The following is a 23,141-nucleotide window of genomic DNA, read 5'->3' as shown; positions in this document are numbered from 1 at the left end:
GCGGTTTATGGGATGATACGGATGGTGCTGCTGTCCGTCAGGTACGCGCTGCCGGAGATGATGAGGTGTTTTGCATTTTCGAGGCCGGCGCTGATCAGCACATGGTCCTTTTCAATAGCAGCCACGGTAACGGGCACTTTGTGGGCCGTTTTGCCGTCGTTGGTGATGAACACGAAGCCGTTGCTGCCGTCGCCGTCCAGCAGGGCGTCGTAGGGGATGGACCAGCCTGCCGGGCTATCGCCGCCTTTGCCGCTGGTTTCGACGGTTGCTTTGCCGAACATGCCGAAGGCTATGCTGCCGGGTTTTTCACCGGTAAGCCTGATGTCGATAATGAATGAGCCGGTAGCGGGATCGATGCCTTCGCCACGGCGGGCAACCACGCCGGTGAATGTTTTCCCGGGAACGGATTCAACTTCCACAGTGGCCTTGTCGTTCAGCCTGATGGCGGCCCATTCGCGGTTGCTCACGCCGGTGCGCAGCAGCCATGCGCCGGATTGTGCGCCGTTGGTTTGCACGACCGGTGTGCCGGGCTGTACCAGCTGGCCTTCAGCCGCAAGCTTGCGCAGCACGAAGCCGTTGCGGGGCGAGGTGATCACGCTGTGGCTGCGGTTGAACTGCGCAGTGCGCAGTTGCTGTGCTGCCATTTCTTTGGCGGTTTGCGCGTTTTGCAGCTGTTCGAGCGTTGCCACGCTGTCGTTGTACAGGTTGGTGGCCCGCTGATGGTCCCTGCCGGCCTTTTCGAAAGCGAGCTGCGCCTGCTGCACGGCTGCGTCTATCTCAGTAGTGTTGAGGGTGGCGATGGTCTGTCCCTGGCGAATGGCGTCGCCTTCTTTTACAAGTATGCGCTGGATAATGCCGCCGGTTTTGAAAGAGAGCAGCACTTCATCGTCTGTCGTGAAAGTGCCGGATACAGGAATGTTGCCGGCAACGGGCTGTGCGGAAAGCGGCAGCAGCTTTACGGGCACTGCGTCCTGCACGGGAATGCCGGAGGCGGAGGAATGGCCGCCGCATGCGCTCAGCAGGGCAGGGGCCGCTAAAAGGAGAAGGAGGTACGGTTTCATATCGAATGCGTTTTATTTCGTTTTGTGTGTCAGGTAAATGGCCGTTAGTTGTTTTGCAGCGGGTAAGCGGCCTGGGCGCGCTCTATGTCCGCCTGCGAGATCTGCACCTGCGCCCAGGCCTGCAGCAGCTGGAGGCGGGCGTTGGTCAGCTGGTTCTGTGCGTCCAGCAGTTCTATGTAGAGCAGCTGGCCTTCTTTGTAAACTTTAAACTGGTCTCGGTAATATTTTTCCGCGAGCTGCAGCTGCGTGCGCGCACTGCTGAAATTGGCCGTGGCGCTGCGGTGGTTGTTGGCGGACCGGTCTACTTCCAGCTGGATGCCTTGCTGCGTTTCGTTATAAGCAGTCTGTGCAACGGCGGCATCTGCTTCCGCCTGTTTGATGCGGTATTTGCGCTGACCGCCGGTGAACAGGTCCCATTGAAGATTAACGCCCCAGAGATAATACCGCGTGTCTTTATTGAACGCGAAATTAAATCCCTGTGAGCCCAGGTCCAGGAAGGTGTTCACTTTCGGCGTGAAGGCGGAGCGTTCTTTCTTTTCAGCGAGCAGGGCCATTTTATGGGTGGCTTCCAGCTGCGCCAGCTCTTCGCGCTGCTGCGGAACGGCGGCGGGTGGCGGGACTTCGATGTTGATAATGCTGCTGTCCAGCAGGATGGAATCTTCCAGGCTGCGGTTCAGCAGGAAATTGAAGTATGCTTTTGCATTCTGCTGGTTGTTCTGCGCCTGTATGATGGAGGCTTCCACGCGCTGCTGCTCCGTTTGGGCGCGGGTAAGGGCGGTATTGTTACGGATGCCGTTGTCCAGCATGCTTTTATTGACGCGGATGTTTTCCATCACCAGCTGCAGGGCATTGCGGTAAATGTCCACCGCGCGGGTAGCCTGGAAGTATTGATAGTAGGCCGTTTTGATGTCCTTCACCAGCTGCCGTTTGTAAACGTTCACCACGGCCTGCTGGCGGGTAATGTCTTCCTGCCGGATCTTTTTGGCGTACCATATCTCCGTATTGATGAGCGGGAGGGAGGTGCGCACTTTGGCGTCGTAGAAATTATCCGGGGTGAGCTGGATGGACTGGTTTTCCAGCTGCGGGAACTTTTCGCTTTGGGTAAGCTGGTTGAGCGTGGTGTACACCGGGTTGAGCATGTCCCCGATGGGAATATCGATGGTACGGCCGCCGCTGGCTTTGGTATAGGAGCTGATGAGGCTGGCGGTGGGCATAAAATAGGCCCTGGCTTCCTGGAGCGCCATCATGCTTTTTTCCAGCTGGAAATTCTGCCGGGCGATGGCCTGGTTGCGGTTGAACCCCTCGCGGATGTATGCATCCAGTTTTGTATCCTGCGCTAAAACGCTGGTACTCAGCAAGACGGTAAACGCGATAAGGTTTATGACCTTTGGTAACATAATGAACGGTGTTTAGTAGTGTGTCTTAAAAAAAGCAATCCGTGGATTGCGTTTGGTTATGCTGATGATTTGGTATTATGCCTTGATCGTCCTCAAAAACTCCCTGATCGTAAGATTGATCATCTGGCTCATCTGTTCATCCGCCAGCTGCATCACTTTAAAGCGGCAGCGTACCTGGAGGGATACGAGGCCATGGCCCATGGACCAGATGGAGAGCGCCGCGACCCTTGGATCTGTATACCGCAGCAGGCCTTTTTCCATACATTCCCTGATGGCGTCCGTCAGGTAGTTGAAACAGGCGTCGCCATTGTCCCAGTCGCCGCGTTCTTCGGCGGTGTTCATCGGGGCGCGGATGATGAACATCAGGTCGTACAGGTCGGGGTGGTTGATGCCGAAGTTCACATAACTATATGCGATCTGCTCCAGGCGTTTCCAGGGGCTGCGGCTGGTAGCTTCCCGCTGGAAGGTTTCGAACATTTTTGAAAATGCTTCTTTCTGCACGGCATACAACAGCTCGTCTTTGTCTTTGTAATAAAGATAGATCGTGCCGGGGCTGTATTCGATCTTGTCCGCAATGTTGCGGATGGAGGTCTTTTCATACCCGTCTTCCACGAACATCCGAAGCGCCGCATCGATGATCAGCTGCTTCATTTCCTGCTTCTCTCTTTCTTTTCTGTCGGATATACCCATTTAGTATAAAATGTTTACGACGCAAATATACTGAACGGTGTTCAGTAATTCCAAATTTATTTTTCCGGTATCTTTGGCCGCATGATAAGACCCGCCACCCCGGCCGATGCGGCCGCAAGTATTCCCCTTTTATTCCTGGCTATGCAGGATATAGCCTTGAAGCTGACGGGCCATGATGATCCGCTGCTGTCCATGCCGGTGTTCGAAGCGCTTTTCCGCCAGCCCGGCAACCAGTACAGCTACGAAAACACCCTGCTGTACGAGGATGCGGAAGGCGTGGGCGGCCTCATTATCGCCTACGACGGCGGGAAACTTGACGCTTTGCGCAAGCCGGTGCTGGATTATACAGAACAGTCGCTGGGCCACCGTTTTCAGCCGGAAGATGAAACCGGGCCGGGAGAATATTACCTGGACAGCATCGCGGTATCTCCCGCCAGCCAGGGCAAAGGGATCGGCAGGCAGCTGATACTGGCGGCGGCGGAAAAGGGAAAGCAGGAACGGCTTGATTTTGCCGGCCTGCTCGTGAGCACCGCAAACCCGGATGCTCAGCGGTTGTATGAGCGGCTGGGGTTTGGGGTGGTGAAGACGGTGACCTTTTCAGGCGGGTATTATTATCATTTGCAGAAGGTGTTGTAAATTGAAAATGTAAGATTTATTCAGTGAATAGAAATTCCAGGCTGACGCAAGCCTGAAGCCCGGGCCCGGTGCGTAAGCCGACTTGCGCCGCTATGGTTAAGCATTTCAGGCAACTCTTTTAAATGGTACTTTATTTCTACTCCCGCGTCTCCTAAACATCACATTTAACCTGACTAATTATGTTTCACAAGATTGCAGCCTTATTTGCCCTGATCTTCATCAGCTCCGTTACCCGCGCTTCCGATTCCCTGCGACTCAAATCCATCCCGCACCCGCTCAGCTGGAACGCCCAGCCGGCGGACCTCCACATCCGCTCAGCCAGTTCCTTCACCATGAAAGCCGCCAAAGGCACAGACCTCTACTGTTTCGTGGACGGCAGTTATTACGTGCACCAGGTGCCTATGCTGCTGTTCAAACCCGATTCAGCATTTATCTTTTCCGCCAAACTCAAGCCGCAGTTCAGAAAATTCTACGATGGCAGCGCCATCCTCCTCTACACCGATTCTTCCAGCTGGGCCAAGCTGCTGCTGGAAAAAATGGAGGACGGCAGCGTGGCCATCGGCTCTTCCATAGTCAGGAACCGGGTTACAGACGATAACTATCACCGCACCATTCCCGGGAACGAAGTGTATCTCAAAGCCGTGCGTGCCGGGAAGGTCTATTGTTTCTACTACTCAACCGATGGTAAAACCTGGAACCTCCTGCGGACATTTTCCCTGGAAAACCCGGAAAACCTGCGCATCGGCTTCTATGCCCAATCGCCTAAAGGAGAAGGACTTACCGTGGACGTTTCGGACCTTCGTTATACCGCCGCGCCGTTTAAAAACTTCTTTACGGGGGAATAGCAGCAAAAACGATTCAGATCATATAATTGTCCGTTCGACACGATTAACCGCCGTTCGGGGATAATGCCGGCGGGTCCCGTTTCCTTTGCAAACTGCTGCTAAAACGCGTTGTAACACGATTTCGGCCGGAATGGCCGTCACTGCTGATATGTAACCGTTTGCCACCCATCCATTTATTCCTGCCTTCCCTGGTGGATTGCGTAATTTGGCCGCGAATGATATATCGTTTTTTGACGTCAAACAAAGTATGAGGAAAAATTTAGTCTTATTAGCTGGATTTCTGTGGATGAGCACCCAGGCAATAGCCCAGGACAACGGCGCCCAGGCAGAGATCCTTGGTAAATTATTGGACGACCAGAGTGGGAAACCCGTAGAATACGCTTCAGTGGCTCTTTTGAAGGCAACAGACAGCTCAGTGATCACCGGCATGCTCTCCAGGGGCAACGGCGATTTCGATTTCAAGAACATAGCTCCCGGTAATTATATCCTGAAAATTTATTTCATCGGCTACCAGACCTACTTTCGCACGGTAAACGTGAAGAGCCGGTCCGACGTGGGCAATATCCGCCTCAAAACCGCTGCCACGGCCCTGAAAGGCGTGGAAGTGGTGGGAGAGAAGCCGGCCTTTACCATGGAAATAGACAAACGCGTGTTTAACGTGGAGAAAAACCTTGCCAGCATGGGTGGTACAGCCACCGACGTGCTGCGGCAGGTGCCTTCCGTGAATGTGGATATAGACGGCAACGTGTCCATCCGCAACGGCAGCCCCACCATTTTCATCGACGGGCGCCCCAGCACGCTTACGCTGGACCAGATACCGGCGGACGCCATCGCCAACGTGGAAGTGGTGACCAATCCTTCCGCCAAATACGACGCGGAAGGCATGAGCGGCATCCTGAACATCGTGCTGAAAAAGAACCGCCGCGCGGGTATCAACGGCCTCATCCAGGGCGGTTATTCCACCACCAAAAGTTCCAACGCCGGCGTGGACCTGAACGTCCGCCAGGGGAAGCTCAACATGTTCCTCAACTATAACCTCAGGGACAGGCGTTCGCCCATGACCCAGCACATGCTGCGCAAAAACTGGGAAAACGGCGATACTACTTACCTGGATCAGTACCAGGACGGTGAATTCGGCCGCAGGTTCCAGAACGGGCGCATCGGCTTCGACTGGTTCATAGACAACCGTAATACCATCACCCTTTCGCAGGGCATTACCGGCGGCGATTTCAACAACCTGAACAGACAGACGGTTTACGACCTGGATGCCCAAAAGAACCGCCTCCGTTACGGCATCGGTAATAACGACAACAAGAACAGCTTCCGCAACTATACTACCCAGCTGGGTTACAAGCGTACCTTTGCCAAAGAAGGCCGCGAGCTGACGGCGGATTTCACCTACAACCGCGCCAACAACGATGGCAACAGCAATTATTCCCTGCAGTATTACGATATGAACGGCCAGCCCAGCAGTTCGCCCAACCAGCCCGAGCTGCGTTATGGCAACAGCGTGGGCAACACCACTTATCTCACCGGGCAGGTGGATTTCGTGAACCCGATCAATGAAAAATCGAAGATAGAAGCCGGCCTGCGCACTAACAGCCGCACGTTCAACAACGTGCTGAACACCTACGGGAAGGATTTTGCGACGGGGGAATTCATGTATGATTCTTCCCTGTCCAACAACTACCACTACACGGAACAGATCAATGCCGCGTACGTGAGCTATACCGGCGGCTTCGGGAACTTCGGCTTCCAGACTGGGCTGCGGGCGGAGCAGTCGTTCTACAGCGGTGAAATGAAGAATGTGAAAGGCGCCAATTACGAGATCGACTACCCGATCGGGCTGTTTCCCAGCATCTTCCTTACGCAGAAGTTCAAAGGCGACCATGAGCTGCAGCTGAACTACAGCCGCCGCATCCAGCGCCCCTGGTTCCGCGACCTGCTGCCGAACATCGAATACAACGCCAACTCGGGCCGCAGGGGCAATCCTTCGCTGAAGCCTGAGTTCACGAACAGCTTCGAGCTGTCGTACCTCAAAGATTTTGACCGCAAAGTGAACGTGCTGGCGTCCGTTTATTTCCGCAATACGAACAACGCCATCACCGATTTTTCCATAGACACCACGCTGAACCTGGACGGGCAAGAACGTAAAGTAGTGCTCAGTTATCCCATCAATGCGAACGTGCAGAATTCCTACGGCGCAGAGCTGACCGTGCGCACGCAGGTCACCAAGGGCTGGGATATCACCGCCAACGTGAACCTGCAGCAAACCGAGATCAGCGCAGAGGGTCTGGACAATTCTGGCTTCACCTGGTTCGGTAAAGTGAACAGCAACACGAAGCTCCCCTGGAACCTGACACTCCAGGTGACCGGCGAATACGAAGGCCGCCGCATTGAGCCGCAGGGCGAAGAAGCGCCGGAATACCAGGTGGACATGGCTATTAAAAAAGACTTCTTTAAGAAAAAGAATTTTTCCGTGGCCCTTGGTCTGAACGATATCTTCAATACGGACCGGGACCTCAGCTGGACCACCACCTCGTTCTCTGATTCAGAACGTTACCGCAAACGCGTGAGCCGCGAACTGCGCCTCAACGTAAGCTGGCGTTTCGGTAAAATGGACAGCAACCTTTTCAAGAAAAAGAAAGGCGGTGAAGAAGGCGGTGGCAGTGATATGGGGGGAGACGGGTTTTAAATTATTGCATATAAAAGCGAATGCCAGGGAGTTGTTCCCTGGCATTTTTCGTCAGATCAGTTCGCCTTTTCTGTAAGCTTCGGCGTATATCTTGTTCAGGTCGTCAGGGATGATAAATGACGTATTTTCACGAATGCCGAATTCTGCGGACATCCAGGTGATGCATTCATCAAGGGAGCCTTCTATATACGGATTACTGACGGCATCGAATCCTTCCTCCAGCTGGTTGACCGTGCGGAAGCTCACCACATCCGCGGTGAATTCATCGCCTTCGGGAAAGCTCCGGACCAGCGTGCATTTGCAGGTTTCCGGCGATATCCTTTCAAGTTTGATCCAGTCGAAGGTTTTTGATTCAAAAAACTCGCCTACCCTTGCAAACAGGGTGACGGTCCTGCCTAAATTAAGATGCAGCAGGGCTTTTTCTTTGCTGAAGTAATTGATGGGCAGCGCCATTTTGCATTTATTTTGACGTATGTGTACAAAATAAAAAAATTTCCTCAATTCGTGGCCAGCTTCTTTTCCAGGTTTTCAATTTTTTCCTGCTGCCTGGTGGATTCTTTTTTAAGATCGATGATGTAGAGAGTGAGTTCTTCGATCTTTTGCAGCAGCAACTTGTCCATTTCGCCTACGTCTACGCCGTCTTTCACCACTTCTGCTTCGGTAGGAATGCCAGGCAGGTGTTTGTTTTTCTTTACAAAATTTTCCACTTCCATGAGGGAAGGGAGTTTGTAGTCGTCGTGAAATACGAAATCGGACCAGGCGGCTTGTGTTACTTTTACTTTTCTTGCGCCGATAGTGCCTTCCACGGATAGTTTGTAGCTGGGCGCCAGTGCTGTGTGGCCAATCCCGATGTTGCCGGTGTTGCCGTCTACCATCATATAATAGTTTGCTGGGCCGGTGCTATTGGCGTTTACATGTGAAAAGTAGAAATTGTTGCCAGCCGCGCCGACTCCGAAAGACCTGGTAGTACCGGCGAACTCGATGGCGTTGCTGGAATAAAGTTTGATGGATTTGAACCATAGGTTATCTGTCCAGGTAGGCCCCCCGGAGATGTCTAAACGCGCTGATGAGCTGGTGGTTCCCAGGCTTAGGTTGCCCTGGATGCCGATGGGAGAAGGGACGAATGCCGTTACGCCCGAAGCCACATCGTCTGTAATCAACTGCAATGTTGCACTAGTGAGGTAACCGGTAAAAGAAAAGGAATACAGCGATGAACTATTGCTGATTTCCACCGCCAGGTAGGGCGTGCTGTTGTAAGTGAGCGTTACCAGCCTACAGGGTTCATTGTAATAGATCAGCGAGCCGGTATTGGAATTATAGCCTGTTGCCGTATTGACCTCGATGGTGAATCTCCGGTTGGAGGCAGCTGCATTTCCCCTGATACCGGTGATCTTGCCTACTACATGCCGGTCTGGAGACAGTGTGCCATTGTATATTTCATGCAGCAGGAGATAGTTGATTCCCTGTGCATTTTCGGTTTGTCCCGGAATTGATTTGTTAACCACGTAATGCCGGGTATTATCATACACCTGTAATTTGCCCAAGGTGGGATTTATTCCTCCTATTCCTACGGTGTCATAGGTAACCTTCTGGGCATAGGCATTTATCTGCATAACGAGTAACGCAACAATGGCGGACCATAAAAATTTCATAGGTAACAAAGTTTAGGGCGCTAATGTAATAAAAACTTCTATTCAATCGTATTTAATTAAATATCAATATGTTTTTTCCAATCCCGGATTTTAAAATGTAAGAAATAGCCATATATTTATACCGCGGTTTGTATTTTTACCGCGAAAACCTATGCAACCTGATTGTCTTATTTCCCCGTACAGCTTCCTCGGCTGCTTCAGCGATCAGGATTCATATGCCCCTTCTAAACCTGATTATAAATGGATTGTATGGATATTATAGCATACCAGCACTTTCACAGTATCCGGCTTAGTGATTTTTATGCCGGTCCTGATTACAGGGAGGTTGAAAATTATGACTTTATGGGAGAACAGTGGATAGGGGAGCTGTCCGGTTTCAATACTTTTCTCCGCCTTGTGCAGGAGCCGGATGAAACACGCGCCATTTCGCTGGACTTTACAAAAGACGATGGCGGCATGATCGGTAAAGTGCTGGAAGCGCTTCACCTGCCCATCAAGGCGGCCTGTTCTGAATCAGACCTGGTGCAGCTGTTCGGGGAACCGCATAAAAGGCTCCGGCTGGCAAAAGACACCATCACCATGGATTATATCATAGGGGAGGAGTTCACATATTACCTTTCCTGCACCCTTCATCATGTAAACGGCCTCATGTACCTGGACATTATGAATGAAGAAAAGGTGATCAAAAAACTGAAGGGAAAAGAAAAAAAGAAAAAGGAATAACCTATCTTTCGTTTAGTTTTTCACGCTTATACCTGGAAATGTTTACCCGGATCTTACTTTTAATTGTGTTATCGTTACCCGCTGCCGCACAGGATAGCCTCCTCACCAAAATGAATGCGGTGCCGGAGAAATATTTGTCGCAGGTGAAACAGAAAAGCCAGAAGCTGGAAAACCAGGTGGACAAACGTACGGAACAGGCACTGGCCCTGATGATCAGGCAGGAGAAACGCCTGCAGCAGAAAATGATGAAGATCGATTCCGTGGCTGCGAAGAACATTTTTACCCGCTCTATAGATTCCCTCGGCAAACTGAAGGCCTCCCTCAGGGGCAAAACCGCCAAATATGAAAAGGCGCTCAACGGACAGTATTTCGGCTACCTCGATACATTGTCCGGGTCGCTTGGTTTCCTGAAAGATTCCGAGAAATACCTGGGCCAGGCCAAAGGCATGCAGGAAAAGCTGAAAGGCTCCATGGACAAGGTGAAGGAGCTGCAGGGTAAATTGCAGCAGGCTGAAAATATCAAACAGTATATCCGTGAAAGGAGAGAGCAGCTGAAAAGCCAGCTCAGCCAGTATACCAGCATGACCAAAGATCTCCAGAAGATCAACAAGGAAGCTTATTATTACGCGCAACAGCTGAAAGAATACAAAGAAGTGTTCAGCGACCGCAAAAAAGCGGAAGCGAAAGCCATGGAGCTGCTGCAAAAGGTGCCGGCTTACAAGGACTTCCTCGCCCGTAATTCCCAGCTGGCCAGCCTGTTCAACCTTTCCGCCGGCGGAGGCAGCGCGGCTAACCTGGAGCAGCAGTTAGAAGGCCTGCAAACGCGCAGCCAGGTGGAGCAGCTTATCCAGCAGCGCCTCGGCAGCGGCGGCCCTAACGCCCGGCAGGCGATCAGCGAGCAGATGGATGCCGCCCGCTCGCAGTTCGACGAGCTCAAAAAGAACTTCCCCGACCTGGATAATGCCGCTGAAATGCCGGAATTCAAACCGAAGGAACTTAAAACAAAAAGTTTCCTGCAACGGCTGGAATTCGGCACCAATGTTCAATTCCAGCGTTCCAACCAATACTTCCCCACCACCGGCGACTTTGCCGGCCAGGTAGGTTACAAATTCAGCAAGAACGGGATACTTGGGCTGGGCGCCGCCTACAAGCTGGGCATGGGTACCGGCTTCGATAATATCCGCTTCAGCCACCAGGGCATAGGCATCCGCTCCTTCGGGGATTATAAGCTGAAAGGCACCTTTTTTGTGAACGGCGGTTTCGAATTCAACCACAACGCCGCATTTTCCAATACCACCCAGTTATTGAACGCCACCATCTGGACGAAGAGCGCCCTGCTCGGGATTTCCAAAAAATACAAGATCAACAACAAGCTGAAAGGCAATATGGTGCTGCTGTACGACTTCCTCGCCAATACACAGACGCCCAAGACGGATGCGGTGAAATTCAGGGTGGGGTATAGTTTTTAGCGAAATTTATTGTTAGTATATATCAATGAGCAAACGGAAACGTACCTATCTCGTTATTGTTGTATTATTCCTGTGCGTTTGCAATTCGGCATTCAGCCAGTTAAACAAGGACATTGCGCCGGTGAGCCCGGCTGTGACCACTTTTAGCAAATTTGGTGATGTGCCGGTAAACCTGCATACGGGGATTCCAAGCATCTCCATTCCCATTTATGAGCTGGAGGTAGACGGCTTTACGTTGCCGATCGGTATTGCGTATCATGCAGGCGGTGTAAAGGTGGATGAAGGAGCGTCTCAGGTAGGATTAGGCTGGGCGTTGATAGCGGGCGGCTTAATTATTGGATCAATCTACCGGGAGAAGAAGTTAAAAGGAGGCAAAATGAATAAGGTTATGTTATTATCGTTTTTGCTGCTCTATATGTTATGGAGTTGTAATGCGCAGCATAGGATTAATAGTACTGCACATAGTTGTAGTCAAGAATATGATTCCATCATGCAACGTTGGGTATATACTAACGTGGATAAGATGCTCTGGAAAAGGCTAACGACCGCATTAAAGCCGCACTTGTTGTGCGGCTTTTTTATTACCAAATAGACAAATTAAATAATTTTATATTCAATATAAGTTTGACGATTTGATTATAAAATACGTAAATAATATAAAAATATGTTCAATTAATATTTTTGGTATGAATTTACTTGTACTTTTATGTGGTATATTAAATATGTCAATAATAGTAATATAAAATACCCCTATGCCTCTTCCCCTGATGCGGAGAACAACCCAGCGGTCCAGTATTTATGCATGAATGTGAAAGCCGTAAGGGTGGTCTCCGCCTCCGGTGAAGCGCTGTTTCATCCTGTGCTTACCTGTAAAAGACCGAACGATCCATGATCAGTGTAACCGCCGCCATCCAGCAAATCGCGGCCTGCCGTACCAGTTGGGGAACCGAATCTGTGCCGCTGGAAAAGTCCGCAGGCAGGGTTTTGGCCGAAGCCATTACCGCTGACCGTGATTATCCTCCCTTTCACCGCGCCGCGCGCGATGGTTTTGCCATCCGCAGTTCAGACGTCAAAACCTCCCGCAGGCAGCAATTCCCGTTGAGCCGTGCGCGTTACCCCGGCGAAGCGCTTCAGCCCGGCCATGCCATGAAAGTGGCTTCCGGCAGCCTCCTGCCGCCGGATGTGGATGTGGTGATCAGCGTGGAGGAAGCGGAAGAGCAGAACGGCCACGTCGCTTTTTTTGACCATAACATAAAGGTATACCAGCATATGCGCCCCCGCGGGGAGCAGGCCGCGGCCGGCAATGTATTGCTGGAGCCCGGCCTGCGCCTGAATTTCCAGCACCTCGGCCTGCTGGCCTCCCTGGGCGTTATGCAGGTGAAAGTGCAGCGCCCGCCCCGGGTGATGTTCATCGCCGCGGGCAACGAGCTGCGCATCCCCGGCACGCCGGTGAATGACCTGCAGCTGCGCGATGCAAACGGTTTTACGCTCACCGGGCTGCTGCTGCAATACGGTATATCGCTGGAAGCCAGTTACATAGTGCCGGAACATGCCGCCGCCATTCAATCTGCCATCCAGCCCTGCCTGGAGGCGGACCTGCTGGTGATCTGCGGTAACGTGCTACCCAAAACGGTGATGGAATGCGGGGTGGAGCAGGTGTTTAATAAAGTGAAAGCGCATCCCTGCAACCCTTTCTGGTTCGGGTACAGCCCCACCCGCACAAGGGTGATGCTCATGCCGGGGCATCCCTTCGCCGTGCAGGCCGGCTGCAAGCTGTTCGTGGAATCTTATATCCGGGCCTGCTGGGGTATTCCCGTGATCAGGCCCTGGCTAATACCCTATATGGAGCACCGCACGGCCACCCATGGGCAGGACGAATTTATACCGGCGGCATTGGTAAGCAGGAACGGGCTGAAAGTAAAAGCATTATCATTTGCCGGGCGGGCAGATCTGACATCCACCGCGCGCGCAGACGGTATGATCTGCCACAGCGCGGAAGCGGGCAGCCTTGAACCTTCTGCCCTGGTGCCCTTTTATCCCTGGATAGAAACAGCCTGAGCCAGCCGGAAATCAAAACAGCCTGACCGGGTTCCCGCAAACAAAAAGCGAAATGCGCAACGCTTCTTGTATCCAGGTTTCCGGCAGGCTGCCGCGGATTATTTTATAAGCTTAAATGATCAGTCGATTGCCGTCCAGTCGTTTACGTTAATGGTCCTATCTGAATAAACGGATCTTGATACCCAGCCCGAAGTTCCCGTCGATATTATTTTTCACCCCGGCAGTCTGCGAGGTATAGCTGGCCTGCACTTCAATGGAATTCTTAAACTGGAAGCCCACGCCCGCGGTCACGGCATTGCTGGTATGGTACAGCGCGAAGAGGTTCACAAAGTTCTTTGCAAGACTCACTTTGGTGCCCACGTCCAGGATGCCTTTGTAGCCTTTCACGCCACGGAAGGCTATCATTGGCTCAACGGACGATACCTGGAAACTTTTGGTGCCGAATTTATAAGAGGCGGCCACCATAAAAGTGGAGGTGTTGCGTGGTTCCACCTTGTCTTTGTTCTGGAAAGTGCTTACCAGGTTGGGCAGCGACGCCTGGATGGTAAGGTGTTGGTTTGTATAGGCCACGCCCAGGTCTGATTCAAAATAATTGTCGCGGCGGTTGAATTCATCTACGGCCGGATCGTTCGGGTCACCAATGATCTTTTTCCTTTCCACGCGGCGGTTGTCCAGCGCGGCGGTCATGCCGACGTGCAGGAATTCGGTGTTGTTTTCGTTCAGCGGCATATGGTAGGCATACGAGAGGGCAACGCGGGTTTGTTTCAGGATGCCCGCCTGGTCGTTGAATACGGTGAGCCCGACGCCCAGCTTTTTAGCTACCTGGTAATCGCCGGTGAGGGCGAAGGTAACGGGCGCGTCCGGCATGTCTTTCCATTGTTTGCGGTAGCCGACGTTTATATTCAGCCCGGTGTCTGCCCCGGCCAGTGCCGGGTTGCCCAGGAAACGGTTCTCGAAATACTGGGCGATGAGCGGGTCGCGCTGCTGGATGGGATTACCCGCGCTTTGCGCTTTGGTTAAAGCAGGGAGCATCAGCAGCAGGAGCGTAGAAAGTTGTGTAAAGATTTTCTTCATTTACAATGCAATTAGGTACAGGAAATATGTTTCAGTTACGGCTTCTGATCAGGGTGATGGAGCCTTTGAAAAGATTCAGCCCTGCCCCGAAATCTATGATATAATAGTATACGCCTTCGGCCAGCTCCCCGCCGTTGGTGAGCCTGCCATTCCAGTCGTTCTGGTAGTTGCGTTTGTAGTACACCACCCGGCCCGAACGGTCTATGATACGCACCTCGTTCATGCTGTGGGCCGGCAGGTTGCGGATCACCCAGGTATCGTTTTTGCCGTCGCCATTGGGCGTTACGATGTTGGTGGCTTCCAGCATGTTATTCACCTCGTATACATCTACTACTTCAAGCTGGAATGCTTTTTCTATATACTCGCCGTTTGCATCGGTGCAGCGGATGCGCACGTAGCGGGTGGCTTTGGTTTCGAAGTCCAGTACGGCCATCACTTTAAGGGTATTGCCTGCAATAGTGAACAGCCTGTTGTCCGTACCATTGTCTCCTTCCACGAGGGAATAGGTGCATACGCCTGCTTCCGGATCGGTGGAAAAGGTGCCTACGGTCGCGCCGATGGCATTGTTCTCCGGAACCAGCGTGCTGCTGAGGTTCAGCGAATAAGGCGCTGTAAAAGGATGGGACGCGCTTTGGGTCCATGTACTTATAATTCCGCCCCCTGCTTTACCCGGCCGATACGCCATTGGTCCCGCGCCCATGCCCTGAACCGGGAACAATCCGCATATGCTTAACAGCACAGCGGTTCCCCTGTGGGAATTTCTTCTGGTAATGGTATAGGGCGCAGCAGCGTTCATGGGTTTCATGGGTTACGTATCCGGTCCGGTTAAACCAGGGCTTCACGTAGTATGCAAATATAGATTTAATGTTTAATTAAACAAAAATATAAATATGAAATTAAGTGCATGAGATGCAGAGTGGGAGCGGATTTGCGGGGATTTTTTGAATTGATCTTTATTACAGGTAACTTTTTATTATATACTGAATATCAATAATTTAATGTTGTTGGATATTGTAATGTAAAATGTGAAGTGTAATTCTAAAAAAACTTTAAACGCAGGCAGAAGAGGTTATTCGGCCAGCGGGCGTTAAGTGAGGTTTAGATTTTAGTTCATGGTTTCCAAATTCTGCAATACACGGAAAACGATCCTGCATGCGGCAACGCCAATGCCTGGATGGCGCAATTGTCCGCTTAAAGCCGGCCCGCATTGTTCCCCAGGTTGAAGGGAGTGACACAACGGCGGCCGGGACCTGTACAAAAGCTGGTTCAATAATTATCACCTGTCAGAAAGGATAACCGATCGCGATGTTGAGGATCAGGTTCTCTTTCCGCCATTGTTTGTTCCCGAAGCTGATCTGGTCAAATACCCAGCGTTCGCCTTCCGGCAGCCAGGGCTTGCGTAAGGGGAAAGAAATATCGAAACGGATCAGCAGGATGGATGCGTCTATCCTCAAACCAAGCCCCGTGCCCACAGCGATCTCCTTGTAAAACCGGCCGAACGCGAAAACTTTCTGCACGGAATCGGATTTGCCCAGCCAGATATTCCCCGCATCCACAAAAGCCGCCAGCTCCAACAGCTTCTGCGGCTTGAACCGCAGCTCGGTGTTGAATTCCAGCTTGATGTCGCCCGCGGCATTGGCCAGCAGCAGGTTGCTGGTGGTCGTATCCCTGAAAGAGCCCGGCCCGAGCGTTCTGGCCCTGAACGCCCTGATACTGTTGCTGCCCCCGCTGAAGAACTGTTTCACGAACGGCAGCGTTACCGGCGTTTCCGGGTCTGTCAGCGACTTGCCGTACGCATACCCGTACCCGAGGAACAGGCGGTTCACCCAGCGCAGGTTGTCGCTCAGCTTCCAGTAATGCCTTCCATCCACGTTGCCGCGCAGGTATTGGGAGAAGTTTTGGTTAAAAACGGACTTCCCGCCATCAGGCTCTTTTTTCGCAATGAGGCCGGCCAGGTTGCCCGCCACGTCCACATTAAAGCTCGCGTAAAAACTATGGAAACGCTCGGGCGCCTGGTTATTAAAGGTGATGGTGTAGTTACTTCCTAAAATGAACTGCTTGGAAACGGACTGCTTCAGCGCGGGATCCTGCTCCAGCTGCTTCAGGAACTCCTGGGATTCGTTGCCGGGCAGCGCGTAGGTGATGGCCACGGGGAACAGCGCATGGTCCAGGAACTTCGTCTGTTTCCAGATATAACCGTATTGCAGGGTGAACGCGTTCAGATTGTACAACGCGGGCCTGTTCAGCAGCTCGTAGCCTACGCTGAACCTGGTCCTTGGCACGTATGGCGTACGCGGGTTGAAATAGATGAGCGGGGTGTAGAACCTCGGCAGCGTGAGCGCCACTTCCGCGTTGAAGCTGTATGCGTTGGTGGACACATTGGTGGTCCTGCCGCCTACCTGCGTCTCGAAACCGCCGCCCAGGTTAATCTCCAGCACATTCGCCTTCCGCTGGAAGTTGCGGTTGCGGGCGGATATCTTTACCTGGCTGCCCACGAAGCCGCTGCTTTTGGAGGTGCCTGACACTTCGAACTGCAAAGACCGCTTGGGATACGGCGTCAGGTAAAAACGGGCTGCCAGCAGCGAGCTGTCCCTGATGGGCCTGAAGCTGCCGCGCACGAACTTGAACGTACCCAGGTTCACCAGGCGCTGTAACGTGATATTATGGGAGCTAAGCCGGTAGATGCTGTCCCGCTGGAGGAAAACCGAGCGGTCAAATACAATGGGCTTGAACAGGGAATCCGGGTCCACGATCGTGAAGTTCTGGTACTGGCGGCCCGGCATGGTCTTCAGCACGCTGTCACGCGTAAGGTCATAGTTGGAATATACCTCCACGTCGCGCATCCAGTACTGGCGCAGGGCGGTGGCGGGCGTGGTGTTCTTCAGCTTTATGTACAGGTCTACCTTGCCGTTCAGCGAACTGTCCACCTGGATCAGCATATAATCCGGCGTGAAATAATAGAACCCTTCTTCTTTCAGATGACCGTGTATACGTTCCCGTTCGGCCTTGATCATGTCCAGGCTGTAGGGGTCGTCCGGTTTCAACAGGGTATGTTTGGCGTTGACCATGATCAGCCTGCTGAGCACGCCGGTATCCGTATCGAACCGCACGCGGCGGATGGTGTAGCGGTGGTTGGGCTCGGCGGTGAAAACGAGGCTGGCTTTTTTGCTGCCTTTGTTCTTTACCTCATTGCTCACTTCGCTCTCGAAGTAACCGTTATCTTCCAGGTAGCTGTTCAGTATCCTGTTTGTCCTGTTGGGTTTCACCTGGCTGAGCAGCACGGGGGGCTCGCCCCATTTGTTGCGCAGCAGGTGGTTCAGGCCTTTGCCTTTGGGTTTGTTGCCGAGGTTGTACAGCCAGAGCTTGATGGGCATGCCCAGGAATTTCCGGTTGCGGGAAGGGCGCACGCGGTCGTCCATGCCTTCTTTAAGGTCGCTCCAGTCTTTCGGCTTTTTCTTTTCCGTCCATTTGATCTCGTGGCCGGTATACAGGCGGTCTCCTTCCGGCACGGTGCGGGTGGTGGAGCAGGCGGCAATCGAGGCCGTGAGTGCAAGCAGGCTTATGTGTCTCAGGTTGCGGGTCATGTTATTTGTTTTCCTTGCGCAGGCGTTCCTGTTCTTTTTCCTTTTTTGGTTTACTGAATATTTCCCTGAACTCGTTGTAATCCATGATGAGCATGAACGTAAGCCCCGTTTCCACCACCTGGCCCTGTATCACTGTTTCGGTGAGGTTACGCTGGTAGGCGCGGATGCGGTAACGCCCGTCGGCCGTGAGCATGTATTCGGCGCTCATGTCGCCGATGATGGAGCTCGCGTCCTGCCCCTGGGTTTGCGCGCCGGAAATGCCGATGTTGGAGCCCACGCTCACGGTAAGCCGGTCGCTGAAGAGGCGTTTGGACACGTCTACCTTCAGATTGGTGCTTTCCTGGCGGGAACCCGCATCGGTGTAGGCGTTTTCGCTCTGCAGATCGAAATTGACGTCGAAGCCCTTGATGAGGCTGCCCGCCAGGTTGTTCAGCTGCTGGGAAAGGATCTTGCTCACGCTGCTGCGCGCAATGTCTTCGGCAGCGCTGCCGCCCTGGGCGTCCAGCCCGTCGAAGGGGTTTTCGGAAATAAAGCGGTTCAGCACCAGCAGGCCCATCACCTGTTTGTTCAGCTCCGATTCCACCTGGTTGATCTGCTTGATGCGGGTATACACCTGTCCGTCCAGCACGCCCTGGTCCTTTTCAGGCATGTCCAGCTCAAACGCGATGGCGGGCTTCAGCAGCTCGCCGGTGATCTTGAGATATACTTCAACCGGAACTTTCTGTTTGTATTTGTTGCGTGCGGGATCATCGGCTTTGATCTGGTCCTGCACAAGGTCCGCCGCCACGGCGTTCACGTCGTACCGCGCGGTAATGTTCACGTCCGCGCTCAGCGGGTCGCCGTTCCATATGATGGTGCTGCCTTTTTCTATCTGGAACTCACGTTTGATGAGCTGGTTCAGGCTCATGTTGTATTTCCCTTCGTTGATCTCGTAACGGCCGGTTAGGCTCATCTTGCTGCTCGGGTCCATGGAAAAGTTGAGCGTGGCATTGCCCTTCACTTCCAGGAAGTCGCCGTTGGCCTGGTCTATGACCAGTTTCAGGGTCGACTCCGGGGTTACTTCAAGGTCCGCGGAGATCACGAAACCTTTCAGCCCGCTCACGGTCCGGTCTGTCGTGTCTTTCACGCGCAGGGTAGTGTCCAGCCACATGGCGGGGTCAATAAATTGTACAACGCCCGCCCTGTCCGCAATCCCCGGTTCTTCTTCGGGTATCATCACGGTAACGGCGGATTTCTCGCGCAGCTTGACCTTCATCTGCACGCGCGGCAGGTCCATTGTACCGCGCACCTGGGCGGTTACATCCACGAAAGCGGGCCCGTAGTAGAACTGCTCTTTGTCGTGCGGGTTCTGCGGCCCCAGCGCCTGGAAGTTCTCTGCTTCCACATCCAGGTTCAGCTGGAAGGCGCTCAGGTCGGTCGTGCGTATCTCGCCGTTCACCACGGCTTCATTCCCGGTGCTGTCTGCAATCACGAACTGGTTGAACCGGATGCCGGTTTCGGTAAGGGCCAGGTCTTCGTCGGGCAGCCGCAGGTAGTTATTGATCATGGTCACCCGCCCGGCCACATCGTCGAAGTGCAAGCTGCCGCGAATAATGGGCTTGTCTGTAGTGCCTTGCAGGCTGGCCCTGCCCGTGAGCTTGCCGCTCATATTGGTCACATTGCCGAACGTGAACGCCTCTACGCTTTTCATATTGAGGCTGTTGATATTCAGCTGGAAGTCCATCTGCTCGGCATAAGTACCGGCCAGGCGCAGGTCGTTCTCGTTGCCTGTGATGGTGGCGTCCAGCTGCACCTGTTTATCCGCAGTGGTATTGGCGGTAAGCGCCAGCTGGCCGATAGCGGAGCCCATCACGGCAAGACTGTCCACCGTCAGTTTCCCGTCTATCAGCGGCGTCTGGTCCAGCCCGGAGATCTTTATGGTGCCGTTGCTGATGCCTTCCGCCAGCGCGGTATCTTTTTCGATCATGCTGGTAACGGTGCTGAGCCTGAAATCTTTGAGGTTCACCGTGAGATCGGGCAGCGTAGCGCCTGCGGCGGCGGGGGAGGAAACGATGGTCAGTTCCTGTGCGCCCCTTTGCAGTCCTATGTCCGCAAAGGCTACACCGCCGTTGTATACCACCACCCGGTTATCACCGCTCACATTCCAATCCTGCCGGTTGAGCACCAGGTCTTTTTTGAGGGATATCAACAGGCTGTCTCCTTCGGCGAACCGCACCAGCCCGCCTAATTTATATTTGGGCTGGGTCTGCCGGCGGCCCATCATCACCAGGTCCCAATCCAGCAGGCCGTTTTGCGCCACGATGTCCGCAGTGGTCCTCCGAAGCGGGATCTGCGGATGCCTCAGGCGGCTTAGCAGGATGTGGGTCTCCATTTTGGAAGTATCGGCTGAAAGGTCCACCAGCAGGGTGTCTACCCTGAAGGAATCGTACCGCATGACGGGCACGGAAAGTTGTGCCACGAGGAAGCTGCTGTCTGTATCCAGCCTGCCGTTCAGCGTCATGGGTTTGGGAAGGTCTATATCGGGTAACAGTTTCCGGAGGCTTTTAGGAATGCTCAGGCTGCCGTTGAAATTCACCCACTGCGATTCCGCGGGCGGCGGCGGTTTTTCGCCCGCGGCTTCAAGATGGCGGGTAACAAGACCGGCCGCCGCGGTAGCGAAGGTCTGGTAGTTGAAATCGCCGGAGGCGGTCAGGAAGCCAAATGGTCCGGTAAGGCTGATCTTCTGCAGGCTGTCCGTCGCATCGGCTTTCAGGAGTATGCTGTCCAGCGAATAGATGTCCTTGTCGTCCGCCAGCTGTATCTTATGTATGGCGGCAAAACCGCTGAGCCTGCGCGGGCTGAGGTTGTCCAGCTCGGCGTCCAGGCACGATTTTACGACGAGGCGCGTGGTGCTGAAGTTCGTGGCCAGGAGGTCGAGCTTGTCCAGGTCCGCCCTGGCTGTAAGGGCCGGGTGCAGTGTATCCAGCTGGCCTTCCAGCTGGAACCGGGCCTGCGCATTCGGATCGGTGATCGCGCCTTTGGCGGAATAAGCGCCTTTGTTGAGCGCGGCATCCACGTCAATTCCCGTATAGGTGTAACGGTTATAGGTAAACGAAGTGATGTTCACGTCCGCTTTTATATCGGCTTTCTGGGGATCGGTGCCGCTGCCTTTCACGCCGAAGCGGCCGCTGAGGCTGCCCATGGCAGTGTCTCCCAATATCTGTCCAAGCTGCAGGCTGCGGGCGCCAAGGGCCATGTTGTACCGGATCTTGTCCATGTTCATAAAATCGGAGACTTCCCCTTTGATGTCCGCATTGCCCAGGTTGGTATTGACCGCCAGGTCAGGCCGCAGCACCTGCATACCGCCGCGGATGCTGCCGTTCACGTTCAGCGTGGCGGGCAGGCTTACGGAAGCGGGCAGGGTATTTGGCGGCAGCCACGATTCGACGCCTCTTTTGCTGCTGCGCAGGGTGATGGTAGTGAGGTCGGCGCCCATCCGGTCCGGGTCTGTTACCTGGAAGGCGGTGCCTTTAACGAAGAGGTAATTACGGTCATTGTCTTTTACCTCGAAACCGGGAATGATGAGCTTAGCCAGGTTGCCGGTGATATCGCCCTTCAGGGCGAGGCGTTTTTTCCAGAGCGGCTGAAGGGAAGGATTGGTGCGCATTTCAGGCACAAAAAAGAGAGCTTCTTTCATGGCAACGTCTGAAGGGCGCACGGTGGCCTGCACGGTCAGCAGGCCCAGCTGGTCGGAAACGGTTTCCCAGGACTCCGTTTGCAGCCGCACATCGGCGTCTATCCGGCTTTCGCCGGTTTGCAGCAGGAAATTGCCGAGCTGCACCTCTTTCGGCGTGTAGCGCACTTTACCGCGGAGGGCTTTCAGCTGCATGCCGCTTTGCTCTTTAAAGGCGCCGTTGCGGACGGTCAGCAGTGTACTGTCTGCGCTGTAAGCCAGGCCGCTTACATCCAGGAAAAGGCCGGTGATGCCAAGGTGGTTGTAGTCTACGGCATCTTTATATTTTAATGGCGGGGCCAGGTGGTTATCCATTTTAAAATTGACCTCCCGCGTTTGCAGGCTTTTGGCCGCCACTTTCCAGGTATTAGGCGCGGCGGGCGTATCCGGGGCCGCAGTGGTGGTATCCATGGGTTTCAGGAAATCGAGCGAGGCGGTGGTTTTCTCCAGCTTCAGTTCATCGGCTTCGATGAGCGTTTGCAACAGGTCGAACCGGGCTTTGCGCAGCTCCAGCGTGCCGATGCGGCCTTTGGTATCAAGGCCGCTGCTTTCGTCGGTGTAGCTCCACCCGGCGTTGCGGATGGAAAGGTCGCGCACGGTGAAGTCGAAAGGAGTGGAGGACGTGTCCGTATCAGGCGGCTCCGGCACGGCGGGCCGGTATTGCTGCAATATGCTGGCCTGCAGGCCTTCCAGCTGGAAATTCTTCAGGTGGTATTTGCCGTCGGAGGGCTGAAGGATGTCGGGCAGCGCGTCCAGCTTTGCCAGCCGCACGCTGGCCAGCATGCCGCCCAGGCTGTCGTTGTACCGTACGTATATGCGTTGCAGTTGCACTTCGCCGATCTGGTATTGCAGGGTGGTGCCGGATTCTTCGATAAGGGTGTCTTTTTTGGCTTCAGGCGAGCTGAAGGCATCTATCACGAACTGGAAATTAAAAGATGAATCGTTGGCGGGACGGTAAACGTTCACGACAGCGTCTTCCCATCGCAGGGCCCTGATCTTCAGGTCGTTGTTCAGCAGGGCGAGCAGGTTATATTTCACGGCCAGCACGCCGCTGGAAAGCAGGGTGTCTTTCCTGGTGTCGCCTACAAATACGTCGGAAAGGGTCATGGAGTTCCACCAGGAGAAGCGGAGCCCGCCGATGCGAACGTCGGTCTTTAATTGTTCCTGGAGGTAAGCTTCCGCCTTGCTGCGCATGAAATTCTGCACCACCGGCAATTGCAGCAGCAAAAGCAGCAGAACGGGCAGCAACAGCAAAGTAATAACACTACCTATGATCCAGCGAATGACTTTTTTCCGGCGGGGGGTACTCACGTATTTAATTATAGTTTATGAAGGTAAATGGTTAAATCACGCAACGCTCAAATATCATACCTGCCGCAAAAATAAGGCTTTACGCCCTATGGTGGCATAAAAGGCTTTTATAATCATATCTTTAGAATTGTAATAAAGGGGAAAAATGTATAATTTAGTTCCCGGTTACACATGCCCCGGATACTTTTTTTGGAACCGGAAGCGTTGTAGTAATCAGTAACCTGTTAAAACCTT

General features: G+C 53.5%; 16 protein-coding genes. 7 read left to right on the top strand and 9 right to left on the bottom strand.

Going from position 1 to position 23,141, the window contains the following annotated elements; genetic code table 11:
• Nucleotides 1–5: 5 nt before the first annotated feature.
• From ACTJIK_RS24820 to ACTJIK_RS24810, 3 genes are all read right to left on the bottom strand, one after another.
• Nucleotides 6–1,061, bottom strand: coding sequence for an efflux RND transporter periplasmic adaptor subunit (locus tag ACTJIK_RS24820; RefSeq protein ID WP_440650248.1), 1,056 nt, complete (start codon nt 1,059–1,061; stop codon nt 6–8).
• Nucleotides 1,062–1,105: 44 nt separating this feature from the next.
• Nucleotides 1,106–2,458, bottom strand: coding sequence for a TolC family protein (locus ACTJIK_RS24815; RefSeq protein ID WP_440650247.1), 1,353 nt, complete (start codon nt 2,456–2,458; stop codon nt 1,106–1,108).
• Between the two features lie 75 nt (nt 2,459–2,533).
• Nucleotides 2,534–3,148 carry a TetR/AcrR family transcriptional regulator gene (locus ACTJIK_RS24810; protein ID WP_440650246.1) on the bottom strand — a complete coding sequence of 205 codons (615 nt, stop codon included), beginning with the start codon at nt 3,146–3,148 and terminating at the stop codon, nt 2,534–2,536.
• Nucleotides 3,149–3,229: 81 nt separating this feature from the next.
• Between ACTJIK_RS24810 and ACTJIK_RS24805 the strand changes: the two genes are divergently transcribed.
• The 3 genes from ACTJIK_RS24805 to ACTJIK_RS24795 all read left to right on the top strand — a co-directional run bounded on the left by ACTJIK_RS24805 (nt 3,230) and on the right by ACTJIK_RS24795 (nt 7,324).
• A complete protein-coding gene (locus tag ACTJIK_RS24805; protein WP_440650245.1) occupies nt 3,230–3,784 on the top strand; it encodes a GNAT family N-acetyltransferase in 555 nt (184 codons plus the stop codon).
• A 179-nt stretch (nt 3,785–3,963) separates the two neighbouring features.
• Nucleotides 3,964–4,629 carry a DUF1349 domain-containing protein gene (locus tag ACTJIK_RS24800; RefSeq protein ID WP_440650244.1) on the top strand — a complete coding sequence of 222 codons (666 nt, stop codon included), beginning with the start codon at nt 3,964–3,966 and terminating at the stop codon, nt 4,627–4,629.
• A 247-nt stretch (nt 4,630–4,876) separates the two neighbouring features.
• A complete protein-coding gene (locus ACTJIK_RS24795) occupies nt 4,877–7,324 on the top strand; it encodes a TonB-dependent receptor domain-containing protein (RefSeq protein ID WP_440650243.1) in 2,448 nt (815 codons plus the stop codon).
• A gap of 51 nt (nt 7,325–7,375) precedes the next feature.
• Here ACTJIK_RS24795 and ACTJIK_RS24790 read toward each other — a convergent pair whose 3' ends face one another.
• Nucleotides 7,376–7,777 (bottom strand): hypothetical protein, encoded by a 402-nt coding sequence (locus ACTJIK_RS24790; protein WP_440650242.1) that lies wholly within the window; start codon nt 7,775–7,777, stop codon nt 7,376–7,378.
• A 44-nt stretch (nt 7,778–7,821) separates the two neighbouring features.
• Nucleotides 7,822–8,976, bottom strand: coding sequence for a hypothetical protein (locus ACTJIK_RS24785; protein WP_440650241.1), 1,155 nt, complete (start codon nt 8,974–8,976; stop codon nt 7,822–7,824).
• A 249-nt stretch (nt 8,977–9,225) separates the two neighbouring features.
• On the opposite strand from ACTJIK_RS24785, the gene ACTJIK_RS24780 reads away from it, so the two are divergent.
• The 4 genes from ACTJIK_RS24780 to ACTJIK_RS24765 all read left to right on the top strand — a co-directional run bounded on the left by ACTJIK_RS24780 (nt 9,226) and on the right by ACTJIK_RS24765 (nt 13,226).
• Nucleotides 9,226–9,699, top strand: a complete 474-nt coding sequence (locus tag ACTJIK_RS24780) for a hypothetical protein (protein WP_440650240.1) — start codon at nt 9,226–9,228, stop codon at nt 9,697–9,699.
• A gap of 65 nt (nt 9,700–9,764) precedes the next feature.
• Nucleotides 9,765–11,168, top strand: a complete 1,404-nt coding sequence (locus ACTJIK_RS24775; RefSeq protein WP_440650239.1) for a hypothetical protein — start codon at nt 9,765–9,767, stop codon at nt 11,166–11,168.
• 25 nt (nt 11,169–11,193) lie between these two features.
• Nucleotides 11,194–11,760 (top strand): hypothetical protein, encoded by a 567-nt coding sequence (locus tag ACTJIK_RS24770; protein WP_440650238.1) that lies wholly within the window; start codon nt 11,194–11,196, stop codon nt 11,758–11,760.
• Nucleotides 11,761–12,056: 296 nt separating this feature from the next.
• Nucleotides 12,057–13,226 (top strand): molybdopterin molybdotransferase MoeA, encoded by a 1,170-nt coding sequence (locus tag ACTJIK_RS24765; RefSeq protein ID WP_440650237.1) that lies wholly within the window; start codon nt 12,057–12,059, stop codon nt 13,224–13,226.
• A 156-nt stretch (nt 13,227–13,382) separates the two neighbouring features.
• Here the strand turns inward: ACTJIK_RS24765 and ACTJIK_RS24760 are convergent, their stop codons facing one another.
• From ACTJIK_RS24760 to ACTJIK_RS24745, 4 genes are all read right to left on the bottom strand, one after another.
• The gene (locus tag ACTJIK_RS24760; protein WP_440650236.1) at nt 13,383–14,300 is read right to left on the bottom strand and encodes a PorP/SprF family type IX secretion system membrane protein; all 918 of its coding nucleotides are present in this window, start codon (nt 14,298–14,300) and stop codon (nt 13,383–13,385) included.
• A gap of 31 nt (nt 14,301–14,331) precedes the next feature.
• On the bottom strand, nt 14,332–15,105 hold the full coding sequence (locus tag ACTJIK_RS24755) for a gliding motility-associated C-terminal domain-containing protein (protein WP_440650235.1): 774 nt from the start codon (nt 15,103–15,105) through the stop codon (nt 14,332–14,334).
• A 478-nt stretch (nt 15,106–15,583) separates the two neighbouring features.
• A complete protein-coding gene (gene tamL / locus ACTJIK_RS24750) occupies nt 15,584–17,884 on the bottom strand; it encodes a translocation and assembly module lipoprotein TamL (RefSeq protein ID WP_440650234.1) in 2,301 nt (766 codons plus the stop codon).
• Between the two features lies 1 nt (nt 17,885).
• Nucleotides 17,886–22,907: a translocation/assembly module TamB domain-containing protein gene (locus ACTJIK_RS24745; RefSeq protein ID WP_440650233.1), complete on the bottom strand. Its 5,022-nt coding sequence runs from the start codon at nt 22,905–22,907 to the stop codon at nt 17,886–17,888.
• Nucleotides 22,908–23,141: the final 234 nt, after the last annotated feature.

Origin of the sequence: Chitinophaga sp. 22620 (assembly GCF_052044405.1) — a bacterium.
GTDB lineage: Bacteria > Bacteroidota > Bacteroidia > Chitinophagales > Chitinophagaceae > Chitinophaga.
The sequence above is the reverse complement of the archived record's forward strand: the minus strand, read 5'-3'. Positions and strand labels throughout refer to the sequence as shown.

Excerpts from the sequence above, each read along its gene's own strand:
- ACTJIK_RS24820 (WP_440650248.1), bottom strand. The coding sequence starts at position 1,061 with ATGAAACCGTACCTCCTTCTCCTTTTAGCGGCCCCTGCCCTGCTGAGC.
- ACTJIK_RS24815 (WP_440650247.1), bottom strand. The coding sequence starts at position 2,458 with ATGTTACCAAAGGTCATAAACCTTATCGCGTTTACCGTCTTGCTGAGT.
- ACTJIK_RS24810 (WP_440650246.1), bottom strand. The coding sequence starts at position 3,148 with ATGGGTATATCCGACAGAAAAGAAAGAGAGAAGCAGGAAATGAAGCAG.
- ACTJIK_RS24805 (WP_440650245.1), top strand. The coding sequence starts at position 3,230 with ATGATAAGACCCGCCACCCCGGCCGATGCGGCCGCAAGTATTCCCCTT.
- ACTJIK_RS24800 (WP_440650244.1), top strand. The coding sequence starts at position 3,964 with ATGTTTCACAAGATTGCAGCCTTATTTGCCCTGATCTTCATCAGCTCC.
- ACTJIK_RS24795 (WP_440650243.1), top strand. The coding sequence starts at position 4,877 with ATGAGGAAAAATTTAGTCTTATTAGCTGGATTTCTGTGGATGAGCACC.
- ACTJIK_RS24790 (WP_440650242.1), bottom strand. The coding sequence starts at position 7,777 with ATGGCGCTGCCCATCAATTACTTCAGCAAAGAAAAAGCCCTGCTGCAT.
- ACTJIK_RS24785 (WP_440650241.1), bottom strand. The coding sequence starts at position 8,976 with ATGAAATTTTTATGGTCCGCCATTGTTGCGTTACTCGTTATGCAGATA.
- ACTJIK_RS24780 (WP_440650240.1), top strand. The coding sequence starts at position 9,226 with ATGGATATTATAGCATACCAGCACTTTCACAGTATCCGGCTTAGTGAT.
- ACTJIK_RS24770 (WP_440650238.1), top strand. The coding sequence starts at position 11,194 with ATGAGCAAACGGAAACGTACCTATCTCGTTATTGTTGTATTATTCCTG.
- ACTJIK_RS24765 (WP_440650237.1), top strand. The coding sequence starts at position 12,057 with ATGATCAGTGTAACCGCCGCCATCCAGCAAATCGCGGCCTGCCGTACC.
- ACTJIK_RS24760 (WP_440650236.1), bottom strand. The coding sequence starts at position 14,300 with ATGAAGAAAATCTTTACACAACTTTCTACGCTCCTGCTGCTGATGCTC.
- ACTJIK_RS24755 (WP_440650235.1), bottom strand. The coding sequence starts at position 15,105 with ATGAAACCCATGAACGCTGCTGCGCCCTATACCATTACCAGAAGAAAT.
- tamL (WP_440650234.1), bottom strand. The coding sequence starts at position 17,884 with ATGACCCGCAACCTGAGACACATAAGCCTGCTTGCACTCACGGCCTCG.